Origin of the sequence: Natrononativus amylolyticus, assembly GCF_024362525.1 — an archaeon.
Classification (GTDB): Archaea; Halobacteriota; Halobacteria; order Halobacteriales; family Natrialbaceae; genus Natrononativus; species Natrononativus amylolyticus.
Genome location: NZ_CP101459.1, coordinates 702,730 through 726,535, shown reverse-complemented (window position 1 = coordinate 726,535; position 23,806 = coordinate 702,730). Strand labels below are relative to the sequence as shown.

Genomic DNA, 23,806 nt, shown 5'->3' with positions numbered 1-23,806 from the left:
AACCCGAGAGGAATGTCGGGGGCGTGATGGCCTCCCACGAGTAAACTCGTGGGCTTTCTCCCTGCGATCGTGTAAATCGCATCGGCGAACTCGAGCGTGTGAGGTGCGAAAAGAAGCAGCTCACGGAACTGAGACGACGGCATACCACTCCGAACTCTGTTCTATCTGTACTGAACGTTCGCTCTTTAACATTGAATAGGCGTTGTCCTGTACCACGTTCGCGCTGTGTCTTCAGCACGACTATTAAAACCCATCACCAATTGGGGACTTCAACGACCCTTAGAGATTCAGTCAGCTGCCGCGTTCATGATATCCGGGATCCCGTAGAGCGAAACGTCGTCACGCTCGTTAGCACGCCGTTTGAGGTCGTCGGTAAATCCCGACTTACTGAATAACACGTACTGTGTCGTCGAGTCCTCAGGCGCATTCCCCCAGCGGACATGGCCGACTGTTCGCTCGAGAGCAGCTAAAACGCCCTCACTCACTGGTGTTGACGTGAATTTACACTCTCCTGCAACCAATCCCTCGTTCGTAAGTCCAAGCACGTCGAGTTCGTGTTCTTTGAACCACCACTGACCAACGTTGAGAAACCGTCGATCGATAAGTTGTGGAAGTGCCTGTTGGCACAACCGTTCGAACAGCGGACTCACGTGGTCGGCGAGATCCGGTGCGACGACCTCGGTGTAGGCGTCCTCACCGAGGAGTTGCAACCGATCCTGGTTTCCGTAGACGAACCGAAACCAGAATCGGAAAAATGGATCTGCGATTCGATACCGGCCGCGCTTTGATGTTGTCGGTGATTCGGTAACAGGGATGTGGCGCTCGACGAGTCGCAATCGCTGCAGTTTCTGTAGGTACGTGCTGAGCGATCCTGATTCCACACCAGCCATTCCGGCAATCTCGTTCGGGGTGCGTCGTCCATGAGCAAGTGCGCGGAGAATACTGAAATATGTGTTCGGCTGCCGTAGTTCAGTTCGCAATAAAAATTCGGGTTCCGCATAGAGGAGCCCCTGTTCCGATAGGATCGACCGCTGTACATTCGTTTCGAGTGGTTCCTCCGGGTCAATTGTCTGGAGGTAATACGGTGTTCCGCCATACACTGCCCACGCCTTCACAGCTGTGTCTGTATCGTAGGCCGGGAAAAAATCGCGCGCGTTGCGCACGGATAACGGTTTCAAATCGATAGTGGCAGTGCGACGGCCATACAGCGGGCTTCCACCAGCGAGGACCTTGTCTTCCATGACGCTGATCGACGAGCCGATAAGTACGAGCGTCATTGACGATTCCTGCAGTTCCATATCCCAGACACGCTGGATACGAGACGGGAGCGAGTCGTCCTCTTCGATGAGAAACGGGAATTCGTCGATAATGACGACTGCCTCACGCTCTCCGAGTGCTGTGAGTAACGCTTCCCAATCACGCCGTATGTTCGCTAGATCCGCAAATTGCTGGGTGACTACGTCGACGAACTGCTCGAGTTGGTTCGGCGCAGTCGACTCGATCGCTTGGTAGTAGATAGCGTCTTCCAGGTCCCGAATGGATCGTCGGGCGAGTTCACTCTTTCCCAGTCGACGCCGTCCGTACATTACGATAAGTTCAGCATTTTCAGACTCGTACCGCGCCCGCAGATTGCTGAGTTCTGCTTCTCGATCGACGAACTTTGCCATGTGACTGTATACTCGTTGGTTCCCTAATAGTTGCTTGCAATTTGGAAATTGCGATTTTGGAAATCGTAATTTCTAAGTCAGCCGCAGAAATATGGCGATTCGGTGAGATCGGGGAACTCAAAACTGGACTGATATGGCATTGTTCACTCTCGAAGACGCGACACCACGACTCTGTTGGCACCGCCTGATTGAGGCAGTTTGAGGAACGAGCAGGTAGGTGAGTGAACTACCGGATATTGAGTTGAGCAGCCTCAACCGATGGTGGATACTGCTTGGTGTCCAATATAAAACAGAGCAAGCACGACTCATAGCTATCGGGAACAGACCTGTCGGCAACAAAAGTCATATATGAGGATTGTACGCTAATTTTATATTTAACACATACACTTTGGAGAACGTGACAACCGGCCGAAGGTGAAAGGGTCGGCCGATTGGATAGCGGAGGCAGTACGACATGGATCACTCACACCACCCTGGGGAGGGGCACGAAAGGGGTACAGCTTGTCGAACACTATTGCAATCAGGGCTCGTCGTGGTGATGGTAATTCTTATGATCACCAGTCTGATGACGCCCGCGTTGGCGACCAGCAGTTCAGCGGAGAGCCTCGAGACGACGGAGGACGACGTCACGAACGTTAATGTCGAGATTGAACACGATTACGGCACCACGACACACAGTCAGACGCTACACGCCTCTGTTCCGGCCATTCGGACGAGTGCGTACGACGAGACGTTCGAAATCGGGGGTGAGAGCAGCCTCGAGTTCCGAATCGAGAACACAGCCACCGGCGACCTGGTCACCGTGAGCCCGACCGATGACGCCGAGGCGGTGTCGGCCAACCTGGTCGAGTTCTTCCTGTACGGTCCCTCAGGAGCGCTCGATCCGGAAGAGTATCGGTCTATCGGCGTTGATGGCCCCGACGGCTGGGCTGAACTGCCGGTCACCGTGGAGGGAGACACGGAACTGTTCGAGGGCGAGGAGACGTTCGCACCCTACGAAATTTCGCTCGTCGACGCCGACAGCAACGAAGTGATCGATTCGACCGGTGAGCGGGTGATGGGGGTCGGCTACGACGCACCGCTCGAATACGACAGCGCTGACAACGAACTCGAGATCACGATCCCACGTGACGACGGGGTCGATCCCGGGTGGGACGTCACGTTCGAACTGGAAAACGCCGAGCACGAGCCCGTCTACGTGACGCGCCTCGAGAACGAGGCCAACGCGGACGCCTTCGAATTCACGATCGATGGAACGGATCTCGAGGCCGGGGAATATTCGTGGAATCTCCGGTTTGACACCGCCGATCAGGAGTTCCCCGTCCACTGGATATCTGAATACAAAGGTCTCGTTGTTACCGGGCCGTCCTTCGAGTTCGAGCCGCACCACCCTGACACAGGCGAACTCGTAACGTTCGATGTGACGGATGGTGGGTCGTCCGAAGTCGATAACGACGAGTACAAATGGGACTTCGGCGACGGGGAGACGGCCATTGGAGAAACCGTTACTCACTCGTTCGAGGAGATTGGTGCATACGAGGTCGAACTGACGGTTCTCGATAGCGAAACCGACACCAACACCGCTACCGAAACCGTCGCCGTTGGTGGGTACACTCTTATTCAGCATTCAGAGTCGCGAGCGGGAGGCCGCGGAACCGGCGACTATCGCTCACAACGTCTTATCATCGAGACCAGCAACTCCGACGAAACCTTTGAACTCGGTGGCGATGCGGCGACTGCGCTGCGCGTCGTCGACACCGAGGCGGACAAGTCAGTTACGGTGACTCCCGTCGCCGAGAGCGACCGGTTTACAGTCGATGGGGCTGCCATTGACATCTACGGTGGCACCGGTGAGATCCGAGACGAACCTCAGATACAGGCGTATTCCGTGACAGACGGTACTGGCTGGCTTGACGTCGACCTCGAGGGAGACACCGAAATGTTCACCGAGGGAGCGCTCTCGAGTTACGTCGTCGAACTGGTTGATACCGATGAGGATGTCGTCATCGGCGCAACGGACGAGCGCGTAACCGGGATCGGATACGAGGGTTGGGTCGACCAGCACGGGACCGAAGACGAGATCACCCTCACGATCCCGCGTGACGACGACGTTGACGAATCCTGGGATGTCGTGCTCCAATTGCGCGATCCTGATGACCGGACCGTCTATAAAGAACGGCTGTTGGAGAATGATGCGGGTGCTGATACACTATCGGTAACGATCGATGGAACTGCGCTCGCGGATGGAGCGTACGACGCACGTGTCACCTTTTACGAAGAGAAGGGAGAACGGCCGTACATCCTATTATTTACTGATAGGCGTCCGATAATCGTCGGTGATGTCGACCCTGTCGCCGCCATCGACGCTCCATCGGATCCCGTCGTCAATGAACACGTCTCGTTCTCTGCGTGGGAGTCTGAGCCGGAACGATTCATCGAACAGTATCACTGGGACTTCGGCGACGGTGAGTCCGTCACGACGGAGGACCATTGGGTTAGCCACTCCTTCACGGAACCCGGCGAACACGAGGTGGAACTGACGGTCGAGACCGCAGACGGCGAACAGGATACCACGACGACGACCGTCACCGTCGCCGACGTCGAGACGATCTCCGTCTCGGGCGCACTCGAGCTATCGGATGGCGAACCGGCAACCGGCGATACGGTGCTCGTCTTTCTGGACGGTGGTGGTGTCGAGATGACGCTCGTCGACGAGACCGGTGAATACGACTTCGAGCTTCCGGAGCGCGAAGACGCCTACGAACTTCAGTACTATCGTGGGGATCTCACTGTCGAGGAGTGGGATGCCTTCATGCGCGATGGGTTCGTCGACGTCTACGGACTCGACACCGTCCCCGGCGACGAGAACACATATCTCGGGCCGACACAACTCCCCGCGGGCCACGTCGTCGAAGTCACGGTCGTCGACGAGGCAGACAATCCGGTGTCCGATGCAATCGTCTATCACACGCACGTGAACGACGAAACGGACACGACCGCGGGTCTGAGCGGACTAACAAACGACGATGGCGTTGTCGACCCCGGCGGCGAACCCGGACTCGAACTGTCCGGCACCGTCGAACTCGAAGTCGAGCCGCCCGAAGACGACCGCTTCGTCGATCGTACCTACGAGCGAACGCTCGAGGTCACCGACGACGAATCGGTGGAAATCGTCCTCGAAGAAGTCGACGGCGACGACGTTCTCATCGAGCCGTACTTCGAGACAGAGTCCGAAACCGGCGTCGCCGAGGAGCTGATCACGTTCGATGCGTCCGGGGCGGTGGCACTCGAGGGTGACGAGGAGATCGACTTCGACGCCTACCACTGGGACTTTGGTGATGGGACAGAGACGACGACGACCGACCCCGTTATCGAGCACGCGTTCGCGGATGCAGGCGACTACGACGTCACGGCGACGTTCAGCGCCGGTGGTACCGAGGAGACGTACGATCGGACGATCACCGTCGCAGAACCCGTCGAGCCGGCGTTCTTCGACGTTACTGACCTCGATCCGAAAGACATCACACTCGAACAGGGCGAGGTGACCGACATCACGGCGACCGTGACGAACACCGGTGACGAACCGGCCACTCAAGACGTCGAGTTCCGCGTCAACGATGAGGTGCTCTCGACCGAGCCCGTTACGCTCGACGCAACGGAAGAGGACACGGTCACGTTCGCGGATATCGACACGGCCTCTCTCGAACCCGGCGAGCACACGTACGCGGTCGGTACCGACGACGACGCACAGACGGGATCGCTAACCGTCGAGGAACTGCCCGAGCCCGCGTTCTTCGTAGTCGATATCGACGACATCGACGACACGATCGGTCAGGGTGACCAGCTCACAGTGGTAGCTACCGTCGCAAACGACGGTGACGAGCCAGCGACCCAGACCGTCACCCTCGAGATCGGCGAGGGCACCGCTACGCTCGAGGAGGAGGTCGAACTCGCGGGTGGTGACAGCGAGGAGGTAGTGTTTACCTATGACGTTCCGGCAGACGCTACGCCGGTGGAAACGCCACTGACGGTTACCACGGCCGACCACAGCGATACGGCGACCGTCGACGTGTTCTCGACCGAAGAGTACGCGGTGACGATCACTGAGACGTCCGCGCCAGTCACCGCTGGCGACACGCTCGACGTGACCGTCACCGTCGAAAATGTCGGTAGCGGTGTCGCCGAACAGACGCTCGATCTCGAAGTCGGTGAGGAGACGCAGACCGCGACGATCGACCTCGAGCCCGGGGCGTCGGAGCCGTACACGTTCGCGTACGACACCGACGAGGGTGACGTCCCCGGCGTCACAATCGCAGCGGCGACCGAAGACGATGACGACACGACGACTGCCCGCATCCAGTCGGCCGAACCCGCGACGTTCGAGATCACCGAGTTCAACGTTCCCGCGACGGCCACCCAGGGCGACACGATCGACGTCGAGGCCACGGTCGCGAACGTCGGTGATCTGGGGGGCGCGGAGACGATCATCCTCTCGCTCGACGGTGTAGAAGTCGCGACCGAGACGGTCGACCTCGATGGCGGCGAGACGACATTGGTCTCCCTCGAGTATGAACTTCCCCACGAACCGCGTGCCGGTGAACACGACCGCTCGCACTCGGTCGCGACGACTACCGATGTCGCCGTCGATACGCTCACCGTCGACTACGGCACGATCGAGAGCGGTCTTGCCGCGGCCGATGCCGGTGATACCGTTGCCGTCGCCGCCGGCGAGTACGACGAAAGCGTCACGGTCGAGACGCCCGACGTCCGCATCCAGGGGGTCGACGGCGCCGACGCCACGACGATCCGTCCGGTAGACGACACTGCGTTCGAGATCGATGCCACCGGTGTCATCCTTTCCGGGATGACGATCGAGGGCGACGACACCGGCACCGGAATCGTGACTACGGCAGACGAGACGACGGTGCTCCGAACGACGGTCACCGACGTCGAGACCGGCCTGCTGCTCGACGGCAGTGACGGCCACACGGTCGCACACAACACGATTACGGACACCGAGACGGCGATCGAACTCCGCGAGTCAGATGGAAACGCGATCACGAACAATATTATCGACACGACCGCCGTCGACGCTGCGCAGTTCTCCCTCCAGAGCACGGCCGCTGGTGGGGACGGCATCGTGTTCACCGGCGGTGCGGACGAGACGATCGTTACCGAAAACGACGTTCGCGTCACTGGCGATGCGATCCGGATCGACGAAGACGCCGGCACGGCTAACGCCGCCGCGCGGAACAATCTGGAGGCCGACCACTTGAGCGTCAACAACGAGCTCAACCCGACGACGTTCGACGGTGAGGCGAACTACTACGGCGAGGGTGGCCTCGAGGCGAACACCGCCGGCGAGGTCACCGACGAGAACGAAGTCGACGAGCCCTACGAGACAGCCGACTACCACCTCACGATCGAGGACGTCACCGAATCGGTTGCAGTCGGTGACGAACTGGATGTCACGGTCGACGTGACGAACACTGGCGATTACACGGGGCTTCAGGACATCGAACTCGCGCTCGATGGTACGGTCATCGCGAATGAACACGACCTGTCTGTTGCTCACGACGAAAGCACACAGATCACGTTCACCTACGAACCGACTGCCGAGGATGTCGCCGTCGACGCGCCACTCATAGTCAGCAGCGACGACGGCGACGTGACGACCGACGTCACGATTCAGCAGGCACCGCTGTTCGTGGTTTCCGACGTTACCGCACCGGAAGCCGCCGAACAGGGTGAGTCCATCACGGTGCAGGCACAGGTCGAAAACGAGGGCGCCGCAGCCGACCAGGACCTCGAACTCCGACTTGGTGACGATCTCTCGGATGCTGACGCCTACACCGTGCTCGAGAGTACGTCGCTCACGCTTGAAGGAGACCAGACCACCGTCGGCTTCACCACGACACTCCCTGCAGATGTCGACGAGGGCGTCACGATGCTCGGCGTCGCGAGTGCAGACTCGATCGACGAGGTCACGGTCTCGGTCCTCGAAGCAGACGACACTGACGAGAAAGAAGAGGGCGATGACGACTCAGGTGACACCACGCCGCCACCGGCGGACGACGATGACACGCCGGACGAGACGTCGCCCGCCCACGTCGACGTGACGGCCATCGACGCGCCAACTGACGTCGAGGTTGGTGAACAGGTCACGGTGACCGTTTCGCTCACCAACAGCGGTGACGACGTGGAAACGGCAGACGTCACGCTGGTTATGAACGACGAAGCAGTCGACGACCAGCACGTCACCCTGGAGAGTGGCGAGAGCGACGGCGTCACGTTCAGTCTCACCGCGCCGGACACACCCGGCGACGTCGACCTGGTCGTGACCACCCCGGACGATACCGCAACGACGACGCTCGTTGTCACCCCGCTCGAGGAGTCGACGGACGACTGCCCGACTGACGACGACGCAGACGACTGCCCGGCTGACGACGCGACGGACGCTGATGACGAGACGGAGACAGATGACGGTACACCAGCCGAGACAGACGACGAAGCGGATGACGTGACGGGAGACGACAGTGACACAGTCACCGAAGCGGATGACGACGAACCCAGCGACGACGAGAGCGGATCCGACGCGGTTCCAGGATTCGCGGTTCTCCCGGCGCTGATTGCCCTGTTCGTCTCCATGCTCGTCCTTCGTCGCCGCCGGTAACGGTCGCCGATCTAGATCGACACGGTTGCGGTCGTTCACCGTGGATTTTTCCTCCGCTGGCGATTCAACTGTCTCACAGTAGGCGAACCGATCAGTACAGGCACTTTCGGAAGTTTCGGAAACGACCCGGTACCGTTTATGTCGCTGCTCGAGGAACGTCAGTCCAGTGTGATTGCCGACGCCCGCGTGTTTCAGGATACGTTCCTTCCCGACGAGATCGTCCATCGGAACGCCGAACTCAACCGACTGTCGGGGATCGTCCAGCCGGTCCTCGAGGGTAACCCCGCCGAAACCGCCTGCCTGTTCGGTCCGACCGGCGTCGGCAAGACCTGCTGTGCTCAGTACGCCCTCGAGCAACTCCGCGAGACGACATTCGATATCGAAACCGCTTACGTCAACTGCTGGCACAACTACAACGGCTATCGTGTGCTCTACCGACTACTCGAAGAGCTCAACCGGACGCTCGACGTTCACCGCCAATCGACACCCAAAGACGAACTCTACGACCGTCTCCGACAGGCCGACACTCATCCGTACGTCGTGATCCTCGACGAAGTCGACCAGCTCGAGGACAAAGACGTTCTCTACGATCTGTACGCGTTACCTCACGTAACGATGATCCTCATCGCGAACGACGAACAGGATCTCTTCTCCGGTCTCGACGACCGTCTCTACAGTCGGCTGCGGGGCAGCGAGTGCGTCAAGTTCGACCGGTACAGCGACGACGAACTCGTCTCGATCCTCGAGAGCCGGGTCCAACGCGGCCTCGCAGAGGGCGCGATCACCCGCGAGCACCTTGCATTGATTGCCGACGCCGCAGCCGGTGACGCCCGCGTCGCGATCGGCGTGCTTCGGACCGCGGCCCGACAGGCGAGTTACGATGGCGCAACTGAACTCTCCCGTGCAGATATTGATGCCGCGATCCCGGAAGCCCGATCTGAACTCCGCCGAAAGACGCTCGACCAACTCATCGCCGATCAGCAACTCCTCTACGAGATCATCGACGAACACGGCGAAGTCGCACCCGGAACCCTCTATGAGGCATACGAGCATCGGTGTGACGGCCCGAAATCCCGCCGGATGGTTCGAAACTACCTCTCGAAGATGGAACACTACAACGTGATCGAAGCCGACGGCGAAAAGCGCAGTCGCGTCTACCGCGTTTCGGAAGCGGCTTTCGGAACCACCGAACGCTAACGCCAAAATCGCATTACTGCGGCACGATCGACGCTCGTGTCGATCGCTTTCGGAAACGTCGGAACTGTCACGCGCTCGCTTATTCTTTCTCTCCCCATCTACCCACGTGAATGTCTACTTCCACCCCCTCACAGACGCCGACCGTTCCGGAGTTGCCGTCACTCGAGCCGGGCATCACTCTCCTCGAAACGGGCGACAACCCACGAGGGCCACTCCACACGCTGGTCGTTGACCACGTCTTGACCACACGGGGAAGGGCCGTCTGGGTCGACACCCACGGGCATGCGACGACACAGCCACTCGCAAGGCTCGCACCGACGCCGCGAGTGCTCGACCGGATTCACGTCGCCCGTGGGTTCACGCAGTATCAACACGTCGCGATCGTCGATGCGCTCGCGACCCACCTCGACGACGACACGGAGGTGATCGTCGTACCCGCCGTCGACGCGCTGTACCGCGCCGACGAGTGCTATCGGGGCGAGGGGACGGAGCTCCTTCTCCAGACGCTTGCGACACTGGCTCGCTACAGTCGTGAGCACGACGTTCCGGTTCTCGTCACCCGGACTCGAGCGGACGCGTTCTCCGAGCCGGTCGCCGCAGCAGCCGGCGAAACGATTCACTGTGAACACACTCGAGAGGGCCCCCGGTTCGTCGCCGACGGGTTCGAAACGCTCGTCTACCCGACTAGCCACGGCCACGTCCAGACGACGCTTGCGTTCTGGCAACGCATCCTCGAAGCGCGTCGCCCCCTGTACGACCACACACCGGCGCACCAAACACGACCACAGGAGGTGTTCGCCAGTGGGTCGCACTAACCCGACGTTCCGCGATACGCTTCGCGCCCTCGAGCGCCAGTGGGCCGACTACCGGCGCGGACTCCGTCGACGGGATCAACCCCACTTCGACCAGTTGTTCGAGCACGCACGGAAGCACGCGGACGCGAGCGGGTATCTGAACCACCCCGAGCCGACGTATGCGATCCTCGTCTCGATCGCCCTCGAACAGGAAGCCCGCCTCGAAACACTCGAGAGACGACTCGAGGCGCTCGAAACCGAGGCAGAGACGGCCAGTAGTGAGAGCTGAGGTGAGTTGCCGTGGTGTTCACGATCGACTATCTCGATGATGGCGTCTACCTGTGGACCGTAACCGCAGACGGCGCAGCGTACGAACGGATCACCGACTACCGACCGACACTGTATGCGGCCGCTGCATCGACCAGCAATGGCTCACTCGAAACACTCGAGGTCGACCTCCAGCGCCACCCTGCCGTCGTCGCCACGGCAACCGAACGCTGGCGGCCAGGATTTCGCCACGATCACGAACCGGTTCTCCGGATCGACGTTCGCGGAATCGACGACGTCCAACAGGTCGCCCGGTTCGTCCGCCAGCGTGACCGCCCGGGAACCTACCGGTGTTTCAACGTCGATTTCTCCCGGGAGTTTCGCTATTGTCTCGAGACCGGTACCGATCCGACGCCGGGAACGGCGCTGTCGACGCTCGAACTCGCTGCAGCGCCACCGGAACTGGCAACCCCACCACTCACCGAACTCACGATCGACGACGACTACATCAGTGGCTCACCAACCACCGTCTTGGAAACCCTACAGGCTCGCCTCGAACGTGTTGATCCGGACGTGCTTGTTCTCTCGTCGAGCCGTCTCGTTCCCGTCCTCACCGAGAGTGCCGCCGAATACGATGTCGAGTTGCAACTCGGCCGCCTCCCTGGTGTCCAGCGTCTTGCCGGGGCGTCGACGTACGAAAGCTACGGCGACGTCGGTCACTCACCGGCACGCTACAACGTACCCGGGCGCGTCATCGTCGATCGGTCGAACACGTTCTTCTATACACAGTCGGGGCTAACTGGCTGTCTGGATCTCGTCGGCCGGTCGTGGAAGCCGCTTCAGGAACTCGGGTGGGCATCGATTGGGAACGTCCTCACCGCGATCCAGATCCGCGAGGCGCGCGATCGTGGCGTGTTAGTCCCGTGGAACTCGTGGCGCCATGAGTTCTTCAAGCCGATGCGTACCCTTCACAACGCCGATCGCGGGGGGTATACGTTCGCTCCAGACGTCGGCCTTCATGAGAACGTTCACGAACTCGATTTCTCGAGTCTGTATCCCAACATCATCTGCCAGCACAACATCAGCCCGGAGACGATCCGCTGTGAGTGTCACAGCGATCGGGCAGATGTTCCCGGCCTCGGATACGCGGTCTGTGATGAGCCCGGGTACCTCCCGGATGTTCTACAGCCGTTGATCGACGACCGGGATGCAATCAAAGCCGAACTCGAGCGGACCGACGACGACGAACGGCGAACGGCATTGCGCCGACGGTCGAGTGCGATCAAGTGGATCCTCGTCTCCTGTTTCGGTTATCAAGGGTTTAGCAACGCCAAGTTCGGCCGGATCGAGTGCCACGAAGCGATCAACGCCTACGCTCGCGAAATCCTCCTCGAGGCCAAGGAGATTCTCGAACAGAACGGGTGGCGGCTGCTTCACGGTATCGTCGACAGCGTCTGGGTGACACCGATCGATGGTGAAACGCAGGTTCCCCTGACGAGTCTTGCAGAGGCGACCTCCGAGGAAGTAGGCATTCGGCTCGAGTACGAAGCAGCGTTCGAGTGGGTCGCATTTGTCCCCCTGGCAGAGAGCGACGAAGGGGCGCTCACGAAGTACTTCGGAAAGCGCTGTGACGGCGAGTACAAGTTCCGCGGCATCGAGAGCCGTCAACGACACACCCCCGAGTGGATCACGACGCTCCAGCGAGAGTGCATCCGACTTCTCGATGACCATCGCTCCCCCGAGGCCGTCTGTGCACACCTCCAAGGCGCACTTCAAACACTCCGGACTGGAGAGATCGACCCCGCCGAACTCGTGATCACGAAGCGGCCATCCAAACCGCTCGACGCATATCGACAGTACACGCGGACGGTCGCTGCCCTCGAACGCGGCACAGACTTGGATCTGGATATTCAGCCGGGTCAGGATGTTTCCTATGTCGTCGTTGACGACTGCAAACGCTCACGCGAGCGGGTTCGACTTGCGTGTGAGGAACCCGACCAGTACGACAGTGAGCTCTATGCAGACCTCGCGATTGATGCCGTAGAAGCGGTGTGTGCGCCACTTGGGTGGCGGCGGGCCGAGATCGAACGATACCTCTCAGAACGAGTCAATGGATCACTGCCAACATATACTACGTAAATCGAGTTGTTGTATTTCCTTTACAATCAACCAGCGTCAACGAGCGAAAGCGGCTCCCATACGGACCTTGTTCGATGATCGTTCCCTGAGATTTAGCCGAGTCGAGCAGTCAAATACTGGGTTCGTCCTCGTTGGAATCTACGCCAGTGGTTGTTACAAACGATTGTTTCAAACGCTCGTTTCAAACACTCCGAAGTCATCACTCTGAGCCACCGCCCAGGCGGCCACTCCGGGTGACTCAGGGAATCTTCTCTGTCTGTGTCTCGAGTTCATCGCGATCCGTCCACCGAAACGTTCTATCGGCGTTCTCGACCAACTGCAGGTGAGATGCAGCCATCCCGTTATCGTATCGCGCTCTATTGGCTTCCACACTTCCGTACTCCCGTTTGAGCACCCACACCTTCTCCCGAATATCCTCGTGGAAGAGATAGCCGAGTTCCCACACATAGCCACCTTCGTAATCCTCGATCACGAGGACGATGTGTGTCGCCTTCGCACACAGGTTTTCGTACGCGGCAGCCCACAGCGCGAGTTCGTCGGGTGTCAAACCGAAATCCTCGAGACGGAACGAAACGGCGTCTCGACGTCGGGCCAGAAGCTTATAGACTGCCATCCGGCGATCGGCGACGTCAGTGTCGCCACCAGCCCCTAACACGAGATACCGCCGCTCACTGAAGGCGAGTTCTCGAAATCGGTCGCTGTGGAGCAACGTCTTCAGGCGTTCGTGCTCCTCGAAGGAGAACGCCAACCCATCGACATCGATCACATCCGCATCGACGCCACTCTCTTCAGCCATGCGATCACCTAGCAGTGGCTGTGTCTTCAATATACTGATTAGTGGTGTTACCACTGTTGTAACCATACGTCTAACTACTGGCCTCAAAAATCCGTATATTTATGCGTGTGGACGGAGTATACGATCGTATGAAGCCACCGGGACACGCTGCAGACGACGAGCCTGATACGTGGCACGTCCTGCAGGCGGTCACCAGTACGAGCCGGGCCAACATCCTCGCCGATATCGTCGGCCACCCGAAGGGGGCGCCAAGCGTCGACGAACTCTCGAAGACCAACCCCAGCCTCGAGAAGGATACGATCAGGGGCCACCTCTCGGTCCTGAGGGACGTCGGTGTCGTCGAGGAACTCACGATTCCGGCTGGGGAACGCACTCGAGGCTACCCTTACAAGTTCTATCGCCTCACCCGGCAGGCTCGAGAGCTCTTCGATGCGAACGGGCTCTTTCCGGAGGACGCCTGGAAACGACAGTACGATCGCCTCACCAAGGATGCCGAGATGCGTGAACTCGAACGGATGCCACGTCCGGTGCCTGATCCTGACACGTCGGATGACGACCGTAGCGAGGAACTTACTGCGGATTAAATGGCAGAAAAACCCGTCATCACTCGAGTCAATCACCGTCAGCGACAAGATTTCTGAAAGTATTACAAATATTCGAGGGGGAATCCCACGACTTCAGTCGTGGGATGAACTCAGGGTACGTTCCCTTTCATTCCCGGGCCGCTCAGAAACCATTTCACGATCTTCGCTTCGCCGCGACGGAGGACCGTGCTCGCTGTTGCCTTATCGATACCGACCGTCGCGGCGAGTTCCGCGAGGGTACACTTCCGTGGCACTTCGAAGTATCCGCTTCGTACGGCGATTTCTAGCAACTCACGCTGGCGGTCGGTCAGCAGTACATCCGCGTCCGTGGTACCGACGAGCGACTGGAGTTCGTACGCCGCCCCCTCCGCATCGAGCGTTGCCCGCAGTCGCTCGAGGTCCTCGCGGGTTCCGGTCAGCTCGAATTCGAACCAGCCATCCTGAGCGACTACCGGGAACTCGACGATCGAAGATGACGCCTCGACGAAGTCATAGAGCTCAGTGTCGGTCATCTCGTACTTGGTGAGCACGCGTCTGTCGGCCGACTCTAGCAGTTCGAACCGAATAATCGAAGGGTGAGCCCGGAGTGCTTCGACGATCTCGTCCGGCGTCTCCGTGACGATTTCTCCGAGTTCGATCACGCGTTCACCCGTTCGGTATCCCGACAGGAGCTTGAAGGTGGCATCGGGAAATCGCTTCGAGACCGCTGCCACCCACGATTCCTCCGGTAGCTGAATCCGAAATTGTGCGTGAATCACGGCCTATCAGTGCTCACGGTGGAGAGATTCGGCTGTTGGGCTGCCGTCGGTTTCCGGTATCCAGATATCTACTGTGTGAGTTTGACACTAGCATGGTGGTGTAATTGGTAAGCAGATGCTGGACCAGTATTAGCTTGATGCCAAAAGAAGACCGAAGACCAGATACCGAGATCGAAACCGGCGACATGGACGAGACGACCGGAACGCTCGTCGTCGGAACGTTCCTCACGCTTGACGGCGTGATGCAGGCACCGGGGGGACCCGATGAGGACCGGGACGGCGGCTTCGAACTGGGTGGGTGGTCGGTCAACTACTGGGACGAGCAGATGGGCGAGGTCATGGACAGTCAGTTCGCCGACGCCGACGCGTTGTTGCTTGGCCGAAGGACGTACGAAATCTTCGCTGCATACTGGCCCAACGTCGACGGGGCTGACGATCCCACCGCAGCGAAACTGAACAGCATGTCCAAGTACGTCGCCTCGAGGACCCTCGACAGGGTCGAGTGGAACAACTCGACGCTGCTCTCGGGTGATGTCGTAGAGGCCGTCAAGGATCTCAAGAACGAACGTGGGGACGTGATCATGGTGCAGGGGAGCCAAGATCTGATCCAGACGCTGCTCGCAGCCGACCTCATCGACGAGTTCTGGCTCTGGATCTTCCCCCTGACCCTAGGGGAGGGAAAGCGGCTGTTCGATGACGGGACGGTCCCCGCGGCCCTGGAGCTAACGGATGTCGACACCTCGAGTACGGGAGTCCAGATGCTCCGATACGAGCGAGCAGGGGAGATCGATCACGGCTCGTTTACGTTGGATGAGGAGGCGGAGTGAGGTGCGGTACGTTCGCGGGGATAGACAAGGTGGGCCCTTCACCGATTATCGCCAGTTGATGCTCCCGTTCGTTTTCGTAGAACATCTTGGGCGTCTTCACCGAGACGTTCGTCTCTGATCCGGGGGCGAAATCTCGATACAGCGCCATTCGCCGCCGTAATCATCGTCTCGCTGGAGGGTGAATCCCAACCCGTTCACGTAGAACTCGATTGCTGTATCTTGATCCTCGCCAGAAACATCAAGAGTTAGATATCAATTACCATATATCATCCCAAGCAGACATAGAATTCCTCACCTGGGTTTATTCTCACTTCGAATGATACTGAATCCGCTGTTAAACGCGTCCGCCAATTAGTCGATTGTCACGCGGCCGGGAGACGGCAACTCACGAAGCTCTGGATTCATTAAGACATACAGGGCCAGTGAAAATGCTGCGAAACCGAGTGCAGCCATCGCAGCTTGTGGGCTGAACCAGCCAGCGAAGACGCCCCCGGTTAGCGAACCGATGGGAACCATGGATGCTGACGCAGAACCATGAATGCTACTCACCCGTCCAACCATCTCTGCTGGCGGTGCAGATTGAACGGCGGCAGCTACTTGAACGGAAAGGATTCCGATGGGGATGTTCGCAAGCGCAAAGAGCAGAGCAGTCAAAGGGAGCCAGTCAGCGAGGAGAGCACCACTCCAGAGTACCCCTGCGAGGGTATATCCGACGATAGCGCTCCGGCCCAATGGACGATTAGCAACGAGGTTCGTGGCTATCGCCCCAACGAAGCTTCCTGCTGCAATTGACCCCATGAGAATCCCGTAGGTTCCAGCTGCACCGATCTGACTCAACACTATCGGAACGGCGAGAGAGTCGGCGTACGCAGGAGTCGCTGCTAGCATCATCCCGACAGAAAAGTTGGCAACTACTGCCCCGGCAAGTAGTGGTACAAGGAACGTCCCACGAAGAACGGATACTCCTTCGCGCATACGTATCAAATAGGACCCGGAATCTTCGGTTTCTGTGTGGGTGCCGTCACCGTCCGTGACAAGGGAGTCACCGCCGTTCTCGACTTGCCCTTCGTCGTTAGCCAGTGTCGAGGTATCCTCTGGTTGGTCGTCATTTGTCAACATATTCGCAGACGGGATCGAAACTGTCGCAAACACGATCGCGGCGATCCCAAACGTGATGACGTCAAGTGCGAACAGGGCGACTGCGCCGAACAGGCCGATAAGCACACCGCCTATCCCATTCGCCACCATTTCGAACCCCTGGTAAGCCACCGAGAACAACGAATTAGCTGCGACCAACTCCTCATCGTCAAGGATGCGCGGGAGTGCGGCAATTTGAGCTGGATATACCAGCTGGTTGAGTGCAGAAAGGACAGGCATCACGACAAGTATCAATTCGACAGTAAGGAACCCGAAAACATAGGCGATTGGAATCGACGAGACGACAACCGCTTGGATGAGTTGCGTGCTGACAAGTGTTCGTCGAATCGACCACCGATCGACCAGTGGTCCTGCGAGAAATTGAAACGCCTGCGGGGCCATTGTCACAAACCCGGCTATTCCCGTATAGACGGGATCGTTGGTCAGACTGTAGACGAGCCACATCGCGGCGACAAAGTAGAAACTATCACCAATATTGGTGATCACACGACCTGCAAACAATCGACGAAACGTTCGATTCCGAAGGACTCCTCTCATATCCTGATAAATGGGACGAGATCGCCATAAATATAATTTGAATGATGTTTCTGTTACGCGGTGAACAGAATCTTTGTTCTATATTTTATTTGGCATCACTGCCGATTTCGAGCACACGAAGTGCGTCATCATCCGTACGTGCGAGCCGATCGTCGCCCTCGCATTACTGTGCCAAAAGGGGTGTTCAACACCCAGCGATCTATTTCAAAACCAATATAACAATATCCAGTGTGTGAATCACGTTCTAGGAATATTGGACAATCTTGTGGATGACCCGGACGAGATCAAGTTATTTTTCAATATCGACAATATTGAACGTCTCGTCAACGACAATTATGAGTGTGGACTCGTCAACCCGATACATCACATTTACCTGAACCGGATTTCGGCTTTCGATATCTATTCTAGCGGGACTCAGCTCGGAGATCTCCCAGATAGGCCGTTCCTGAACAACAACCCCATTCTCACAATAAAAACTGGTAACGACTGGGTCGGTGAGCAGAAGTGCATGGTACAACGCAATCCGAGACCTAGCACTACACCGTTGACAATCAAACCGAACCACTGGATCAAGAGACAGGTCGTTCAGTTCTTCTGACCTATCCGCTGGTGATGGACCGTCACCCATTGTGTCAAACAGTTTCACAGCCGACTTCATCTGGCCATTACAGTACGGACAGAAGCCGTTGGTGACCTGTTGTACTTTCGTCCGGAAATATCGACTCACAACTTCTGGAATTTCATCCCGGTCGTACCCGGCAAATACAGCAGGTGGAACCGGGGCTTTCCAACCAGATGGACAGAATGAACAGGAACCACACCCGACCTGGACGGTTTCATTTTCATACCGTAACATTATCGCTTCGCCACTTTTCTGACACGAGTGGTCCAACACGATCGGGTCGATAGTCCCGTGCGCCGTGTACATTCCCGACGCAATCGCCCCGTTCACATGCTTACCAGCTTGCGTAAGTCGGTATCCTTCGTCGGTCTTGGTAACGAACTGCCCCACTAGCTTGTCAAGGTGGTAGTTGAATTGGCCCGGGTCACGCATCCCAACTGCCCTACGCAACTCGGAGAATGTTACCGTCTGAATATCGGACTCCCAGAGTACTTGTAGAATCTTGAGGCGTGTCTCGTCAGTGAGGGCAGCGAACGCCTCTTCAGGCTCAACGTGCTGGACGAATTGTTCACTCATGCCTCCCCATTAGAGGCGTTTTTTCATAGACATACCGAGAACCGCTGTATGCACAGTCTCTGCTCTCACCGTTACAGAAGTCGCCTGTATCCAACGCTCATTGAGTCTGCAACAGGGTGTGAGAATGATCTTGACAACCTCGTACAAAAGAATCAGTGGCGTAATTTGGTTATAGCAAATGGTGTGTGAAGTGCCTGACTCTGAGCAAACTTATTGCTCCCCCAGATAACTAATATGATAATTTGACACTAGCATGTTGGTGTAATTGGGAAGCAGGCGCCGCACCAGTATTAGCCTGATGTCAGAAGAAGACCGAAGATCGAAGACCGAGATCGAAGCTGGCGACACGAGCCTGACGATCCGTCGGACGTTCGGTGCGTCGCGCGAGCGCGTGTATCGAGCGTTCGCCGATCCGGCGGAACTCGAGCAGTGGTTCGCGCCGGGGGAGATGACCGCACAGGTGGACGACCTCGAACTCGAGTCCGACGGTGCGCTCTCGCTCCGAATCGTAGACGGAAAGCGATCCACCACCATCGAAGGAACGTTCCTGGAGGTACTCGAGTACGAGCGCATCGTCCACACCTGGCAGAACTCGGGCCAGAAGGAGAGTCGCGTTACGTACGAGTTCCGAGACGTGGACGGCGGAACCGAGGTCGTACTCGTCCACGAACGGATCGGTGCGTATCGGGATCGGTCTGCACGCGAAAACGTTGACGGGTATGTCGAAGGATGGTCGAGTGCTCTCGAAACGCTGGGAACGGTTGTGAGTCGCGAATGAGAGAAACGTACGCCGGAAGCTGCCACTGTGGTGCGGTTCGCTTCGAGACAGACATCGACCTGAACGACGGAACGACGAGGTGTAACTGTTCGATGTGCACGAAGACTCGGTACTGGGGCACTGTCGTTTCCTCCAACGCATTCCGCCTATTGCAGGGAGATGACGCGCTGACAGAGTACCAACCACGGAGTGCGACGAGCCGTCACCGCTTTTGCAGTTGCTGCGGCGTCAAGCCGCTTGGGCAAGGGACCGTCGACGAACTCGGCGGCGAGTTCTACGCCGTCAACGTCGCCTGCTTGGACGATGTCACAGATGAAGAACTGGCGGAAGCGCCGATTACCGACGTCGACGGACGACACGACGCGTGGGGGTCTTCGCCCACAGAGATCCGGTATCTATGAGGTCGATGCTGTGTACCGACGTATCGGCTACCCCGTAGAAAACAGACCGACGACGGACGAGACCAACGACGCGTCACATGAGCAAATCACAACGATGAGAAACGACGGAGAAGGTCGCCTTAGGAGGAGCTGCGGAAAATGATCGTCGATAGCCCGTATTTCGTTGCCCCGTTCGTTCTGCTTATCGGGGCTCTCCTGGCGTTTCGCTCGCTCGGGTATGTGGGAGTCCGACCGATGCGGTCGTGGAAAACAGCGTCTCGATATGCACTGGCGGCCATGTTCGTGTTCACCAGTATTTCTCATTTCACGAGCACTCGAACTGACCTCGTTCAGATGGTTCCTGACGTACTCCCTGCTCCCGAGTTGCTGGTGACCGTCACCGGCGTGCTAGAACTCCTTGGAGCGATCGGGCTGCTGTGGCCGCGGACGGCACGGTACGCCGGGATCGGTCTGACGGCGCTCCTCGTCGCCATGTTCCCGGCGAACGTGTTCGCTGCACAGGAAAGTCTCGTTATCGCCGGCACCGAAGCGACGCCGCTGTGGTTTCGATTCCTCGTCCAGATAGCGTTCATCTGGCTCCTCTTGTGGGCAACGACTGGGCTGAAGCGTCACCCGTCCGGCAATGGTGCCGACTGGCGAGTTTCGGCCCGCCAAATGCGCAAGCGAATCTGAGACCGAATGACCGACGACAAAACTCCCTGTCAGTACTGAGTCGGCCCTCGAGCAGGTAGTTTCGAAGGTGTGAGCGCCGGTCGGGAGTATGACTCTTAGAGGCCAATGTCATTCTCGAGGACGGGACACGCACGAGTTGATCGATCTCTTTTCTCGCTGGCTTTTTCCGCTTCCGCATCGAGCCGGAGCGTCGCACGGACCGGGTCTGGGAGAAACGGTCGTGGGGCCATCTCGTGGCGCTCGATTTTCTCGGGCTTTCGTGTTTTCTGGTGGACAGCCCGCGCCATTGGGACGCCCCTGAGATAGTTGAAGTCCCCGAGGACTCGATTACAGATTGTTATGGTGATTGTATTACGGTTGATTGGTGTATGGTAACTACAGACATCGCTAAGGGGGGTCGACTGTACGGGACGGGTTCTGGAACAACGAATACACTCCCATCATTGCGACAGTGTCTTCTCGAGAACCCTGCGCCCGCTGGACTCCCGACTGCCGCCCACGCTCGCGCTTCGCTCCGCGCTCGCTCTGTGGATAGTCGGGGTGGTTCAGAGCAGGGGTGCTCCCCTCTACTGTTGTATCTCGAGGTCACCTCGGTGGTACTCGGCCTCTTTGTGTTCGAGGTCATCTCGAGGCGCCCTGGACTCACCTGTCTCAGATAGCGTTGATAGTCCCTCTTCTAGACCAGCGTTGAGAGTCAGTCGTAGCTGTTGTGCAGACCTGTTTCGCTCTGGCTCGAGGTTGTCTCGAGGTCGCTGAGGAGGAGTTCACATCTCTCTGGGTGTTTCAGTCTCGCTCCCAGGTCGCTCTCAGGAGCTGCTTCATGCTCTTCTGTGGTGGGCTCGCACCATAGTGGTCACAGTCCTGCTACGCACAGTCTGATTTCCTGTGCTGTTCCTCGAGGAGGTGACACTCCCTTTCCCTTGTCTGACGCAGTCTGATCGGGACTCGAGCTATAACGGTGAGGGGAGTGGCAGGACTATGTACGGTCGATAGTCTACTGTTTAGCATAATTTTCCCACCAAATTTTTTAGTAATCACGAAGATCTCTATGTATGGATCCAACTGCTGAACCGTGGGAAATTGCGCGCGATATGACGAGAAAGCAGTATCTAACACTGGCAGCGATTTGGAACAATGGTGGCGAAGCCAGGACGGCCGATGTCACCTCTAGTTCGGATGCACTCTATAACGAACTCGTGAATAACCACTTCCGGAAGATGATCGCAGCCAACCTCCTCGAGGAGACCGACGAGGATCGCGATCGAAGATCGTCACCGCCATCACGAGGGTACGGCTATCGGATAACAGACAGGGGTCGAGAAGTGCTCTCGGCAGCCCAGGAGGACTACGGAATGAACCCTCTCGAGGAGGGTGTTGTCCGCAACCGTCTTGATGAACTCGATGGACGTCTCCGTGCGGTCGAAGAGGAACTACAGGATACCGACGACGACCAATCAGACGACCTCGAACGGCAGATTGACGAGCTTCACGAAGATTTCGAAGCACTGACTCGCGACGTCGAGAGGGTTATCGATATGGTTAGAGCACTCGAGAAGAGGTGAGGAGTGGTTGAGTCGGAACAAATCGTGGTCAGACACCAATCCCAACCCCGAGGAAGAGTAACGTCATATAGCCAACCCCCGCCACGATTCTTCGTATCGGACCATGTGCGTTCTCGTTCCCACCTACGAAATAGATGAATACACCAGCGGCGCTGACGACTAGCGCGGATACCAGGCCCCATGTTGGGTACATAACAAACGCCATTGCAATGGTACCGATCGCGAACCACCGAACCGCTGCAGCATTGGCCTGTGTGAGTATTTCCATGGCTTGATATTAGTTTAGCCTTATTGTACTTAGTGGTTTATCTGATATTCAGAAGTGAAGTGCATCGAGAGTCGAGTAAAGTGGATTGACTCCGTTGAAACCCTCGGTAGTAACATTTTGCCGAAGTCATACTGCATACAGAGGACGACTCGTTTAGTCCAACCGACACGTGGTAAATTATCTGATCCGGAGAACAGCGTACCGTTCGGCGTGTTCGATCGGGATACCCTGCAGGGATATCAGCACACCCTCACACCACAATTATTGTTCCCGACAGCGGGTGATTCAGTATGTTCCCTGAACACGTCGAGACGGAGCGACTCCACCTCGAACGAATTTCCCACGATACCATCGACGTATACGGTCTGTACGAACTCTACGCTGATGGAGACGATACGGAGGAGATGTTCGAGTACTGGGATTCGTCTCCCCACGAGACGGTGAAAGAGACGTACGAGTACGTAGACGAAGCCGAACGCTTGTGGGACGACGGAGAGGGTGCGAAGTAAGCGATCCGGCCGAAGGACGGGGAGGAGGGAGCAGGTGCCGTCGCGGGAACGACGGGACTGTACCCGGAGTGGGAAAAGCGGTCCGCCAACCTCGGTATTCTTCTCGACACGCGATTTTGGGGACGTGGTTACTCCGGGGAACGGGTCGACGCTCTCCTCGCCGTCGCGTTCGACCGCCTCGATCTCGAACTCGTCGTTGCCGCTCACGTCGACGGGAACGAGAAGTCTCGACGAGCGATCACCAAGTACGTCGATCGGTACGGCGGCCAGTACGAGGGCCTGCTGCGCAACTGGCATCGATTGCCGGACACCGTCGCTGACGTACACAGATACACGATTTCACGTGAAGAATATCTCGATGTAGCCGAACGCTAAGAAGACTTCCAGTACCGAGCAATCACTGGTCGGCGTAGGTCACGCTCTGGCTCGTGCGACATTCGCGCCATCTATTCAACACACTATTCTTGTCACACGCTGAGTATTTCAACAGATTTAGTAGATTCTGCAATAGATTGCTTATGATTTTTCTGAAGTAGTGGGTTAGCTGGCGGAAAGTCGACCTTCGAGGCAGTTTCCAGGAGGAAATTAAGAGTTATCAGATCGCAGATGGCGCTCAGCAAACAGTAACATGCCTTTCCAGGTAAATCCGTGCCGTTGCCGTGTTTCGTTGAGCAGTTCGTACTGGCTGGTTTCTGCTTCGTCACTCCCTGGCTGAGGGACTCCATCTAATTGCCGGCGTGAATGAATAAGTAGACCACGCCACGTCATCCCAAATTCGTCTTTCAACTTATCCAGTGATTCGTACTGTTCGAGCGGCATCTCCACCGAGATGTATCTGGTCTTGTCCCCTTCAGGGACTTCGATGTTGATCGCTTTCTCCGTTTGATCAGCTGACTCTTCGTCACTCATAGCGGAGGCAGGTGATCGCAGTATGATCAGAGGTCTCAGCTTTAGAGAAGGGGTGTCTCACATTTGAGTGAGTTTACGCAGTCATCATAAACATAGTCGGTTTAGGATGGTG

17 protein-coding genes and 1 pseudogene are annotated in these 23,806 nt (G+C 57.7%); 12 read left to right on the top strand and 6 right to left on the bottom strand.

Features of this window, described 5'->3' with window-relative positions; all coding sequences use genetic code 11:
• Positions 1–287 precede the first annotated feature (287 nt).
• Complete coding sequence (locus NMQ11_RS18740; RefSeq protein WP_255171207.1) at positions 288–1,667, bottom strand: ATP-binding protein; 1,380 nt, start codon at positions 1,665–1,667, stop codon at positions 288–290.
• 565 nt (positions 1,668–2,232) lie between these two features.
• Here NMQ11_RS18740 and NMQ11_RS18735 point away from each other — a divergent pair.
• From NMQ11_RS18735 to NMQ11_RS18715, 5 genes are all read left to right on the top strand, one after another.
• Positions 2,233–8,340 carry a PKD domain-containing protein gene (locus NMQ11_RS18735; protein WP_255171206.1) on the top strand — a complete coding sequence of 2,036 codons (6,108 nt, stop codon included), beginning with the start codon at positions 2,233–2,235 and terminating at the stop codon, positions 8,338–8,340.
• 168 nt (positions 8,341–8,508) lie between these two features.
• A complete protein-coding gene (locus NMQ11_RS18730) occupies positions 8,509–9,537 on the top strand; it encodes a Cdc6/Cdc18 family protein (protein WP_255171205.1) in 1,029 nt (342 codons plus the stop codon).
• 110 nt (positions 9,538–9,647) lie between these two features.
• On the top strand, positions 9,648–10,352 hold the full coding sequence (locus tag NMQ11_RS18725) for a P-loop NTPase family protein (RefSeq protein WP_255171204.1): 705 nt from the start codon (positions 9,648–9,650) through the stop codon (positions 10,350–10,352).
• A complete protein-coding gene (locus NMQ11_RS18720) occupies positions 10,339–10,620 on the top strand; it encodes a DUF8156 family protein (RefSeq protein ID WP_255171203.1) in 282 nt (93 codons plus the stop codon). The genes NMQ11_RS18725 and NMQ11_RS18720 overlap by 14 nt, the downstream gene beginning before the upstream one ends.
• An 11-nt stretch (positions 10,621–10,631) precedes the next feature.
• The gene (locus NMQ11_RS18715; RefSeq protein WP_255171202.1) at positions 10,632–12,737 is read left to right on the top strand and encodes a type B DNA-directed DNA polymerase; all 2,106 of its coding nucleotides are present in this window, start codon (positions 10,632–10,634) and stop codon (positions 12,735–12,737) included.
• Positions 12,738–12,975: 238 nt separating this feature from the next.
• Here NMQ11_RS18715 and NMQ11_RS18710 read toward each other — a convergent pair whose 3' ends face one another.
• Entirely contained in the window at positions 12,976–13,533 is a 558-nt protein-coding gene (locus NMQ11_RS18710) for a hypothetical protein (RefSeq protein ID WP_255171201.1), read from the bottom strand.
• Positions 13,534–13,661: 128 nt separating this feature from the next.
• On the opposite strand from NMQ11_RS18710, the gene NMQ11_RS18705 reads away from it, so the two are divergent.
• Positions 13,662–14,117: a helix-turn-helix domain-containing protein gene (locus NMQ11_RS18705; RefSeq protein WP_255171200.1), complete on the top strand. Its 456-nt coding sequence runs from the start codon at positions 13,662–13,664 to the stop codon at positions 14,115–14,117.
• Between the two features lie 110 nt (positions 14,118–14,227).
• On the opposite strand, the gene NMQ11_RS18700 is transcribed toward NMQ11_RS18705, so the two are convergent.
• Positions 14,228–14,758, bottom strand: coding sequence for a helix-turn-helix domain-containing protein (locus NMQ11_RS18700; protein WP_345781475.1), 531 nt, complete (start codon positions 14,756–14,758; stop codon positions 14,228–14,230).
• 302 nt (positions 14,759–15,060) lie between these two features.
• On the opposite strand from NMQ11_RS18700, the gene NMQ11_RS18695 reads away from it, so the two are divergent.
• Entirely contained in the window at positions 15,061–15,702 is a 642-nt protein-coding gene (locus NMQ11_RS18695) for a dihydrofolate reductase family protein (protein WP_255171589.1), read from the top strand.
• Positions 15,703–16,053: 351 nt separating this feature from the next.
• On the opposite strand, the gene NMQ11_RS18690 is transcribed toward NMQ11_RS18695, so the two are convergent.
• The gene (locus NMQ11_RS18690) at positions 16,054–17,397 is read right to left on the bottom strand and encodes an MFS transporter (RefSeq protein ID WP_255171198.1); all 1,344 of its coding nucleotides are present in this window, start codon (positions 17,395–17,397) and stop codon (positions 16,054–16,056) included.
• Positions 17,398–17,686: 289 nt separating this feature from the next.
• Positions 17,687–18,595, bottom strand: coding sequence for a winged helix-turn-helix domain-containing protein (locus tag NMQ11_RS18685; protein ID WP_255171197.1), 909 nt, complete (start codon positions 18,593–18,595; stop codon positions 17,687–17,689).
• Positions 18,596–18,893: 298 nt separating this feature from the next.
• Here NMQ11_RS18685 and NMQ11_RS18680 point away from each other — a divergent pair, with 298 nt between their 5' ends.
• The 5 genes and pseudogenes from NMQ11_RS18680 to NMQ11_RS18655 all read left to right on the top strand — a co-directional run bounded on the left by NMQ11_RS18680 (position 18,894) and on the right by NMQ11_RS18655 (position 23,160).
• Positions 18,894–19,373 (top strand): SRPBCC family protein, encoded by a 480-nt coding sequence (locus NMQ11_RS18680; protein WP_255171196.1) that lies wholly within the window; start codon positions 18,894–18,896, stop codon positions 19,371–19,373.
• Complete coding sequence (locus NMQ11_RS18675; protein WP_255171195.1) at positions 19,370–19,774, top strand: GFA family protein; 405 nt, start codon at positions 19,370–19,372, stop codon at positions 19,772–19,774. Before NMQ11_RS18680 ends, NMQ11_RS18675 begins: the two co-directional genes overlap by 4 nt.
• A gap of 138 nt (positions 19,775–19,912) precedes the next feature.
• Positions 19,913–20,446, top strand: a complete 534-nt coding sequence (locus NMQ11_RS18670) for a DoxX family protein (protein ID WP_255171194.1) — start codon at positions 19,913–19,915, stop codon at positions 20,444–20,446.
• A 1,052-nt stretch (positions 20,447–21,498) separates the two neighbouring features.
• Positions 21,499–22,008, top strand: coding sequence for a helix-turn-helix domain-containing protein (locus NMQ11_RS18660; protein WP_255171193.1), 510 nt, complete (start codon positions 21,499–21,501; stop codon positions 22,006–22,008).
• Positions 22,009–22,566: 558 nt separating this feature from the next.
• Positions 22,567–23,160 (top strand): annotated as a pseudogene (locus NMQ11_RS18655) (GNAT family N-acetyltransferase).
• A 210-nt stretch (positions 23,161–23,370) separates the two neighbouring features.
• Here the strand turns inward: NMQ11_RS18655 and NMQ11_RS18650 are convergent.
• On the bottom strand, positions 23,371–23,694 hold the full coding sequence (locus tag NMQ11_RS18650) for a hypothetical protein (protein ID WP_255171192.1): 324 nt from the start codon (positions 23,692–23,694) through the stop codon (positions 23,371–23,373).
• Positions 23,695–23,806: the final 112 nt, after the last annotated feature.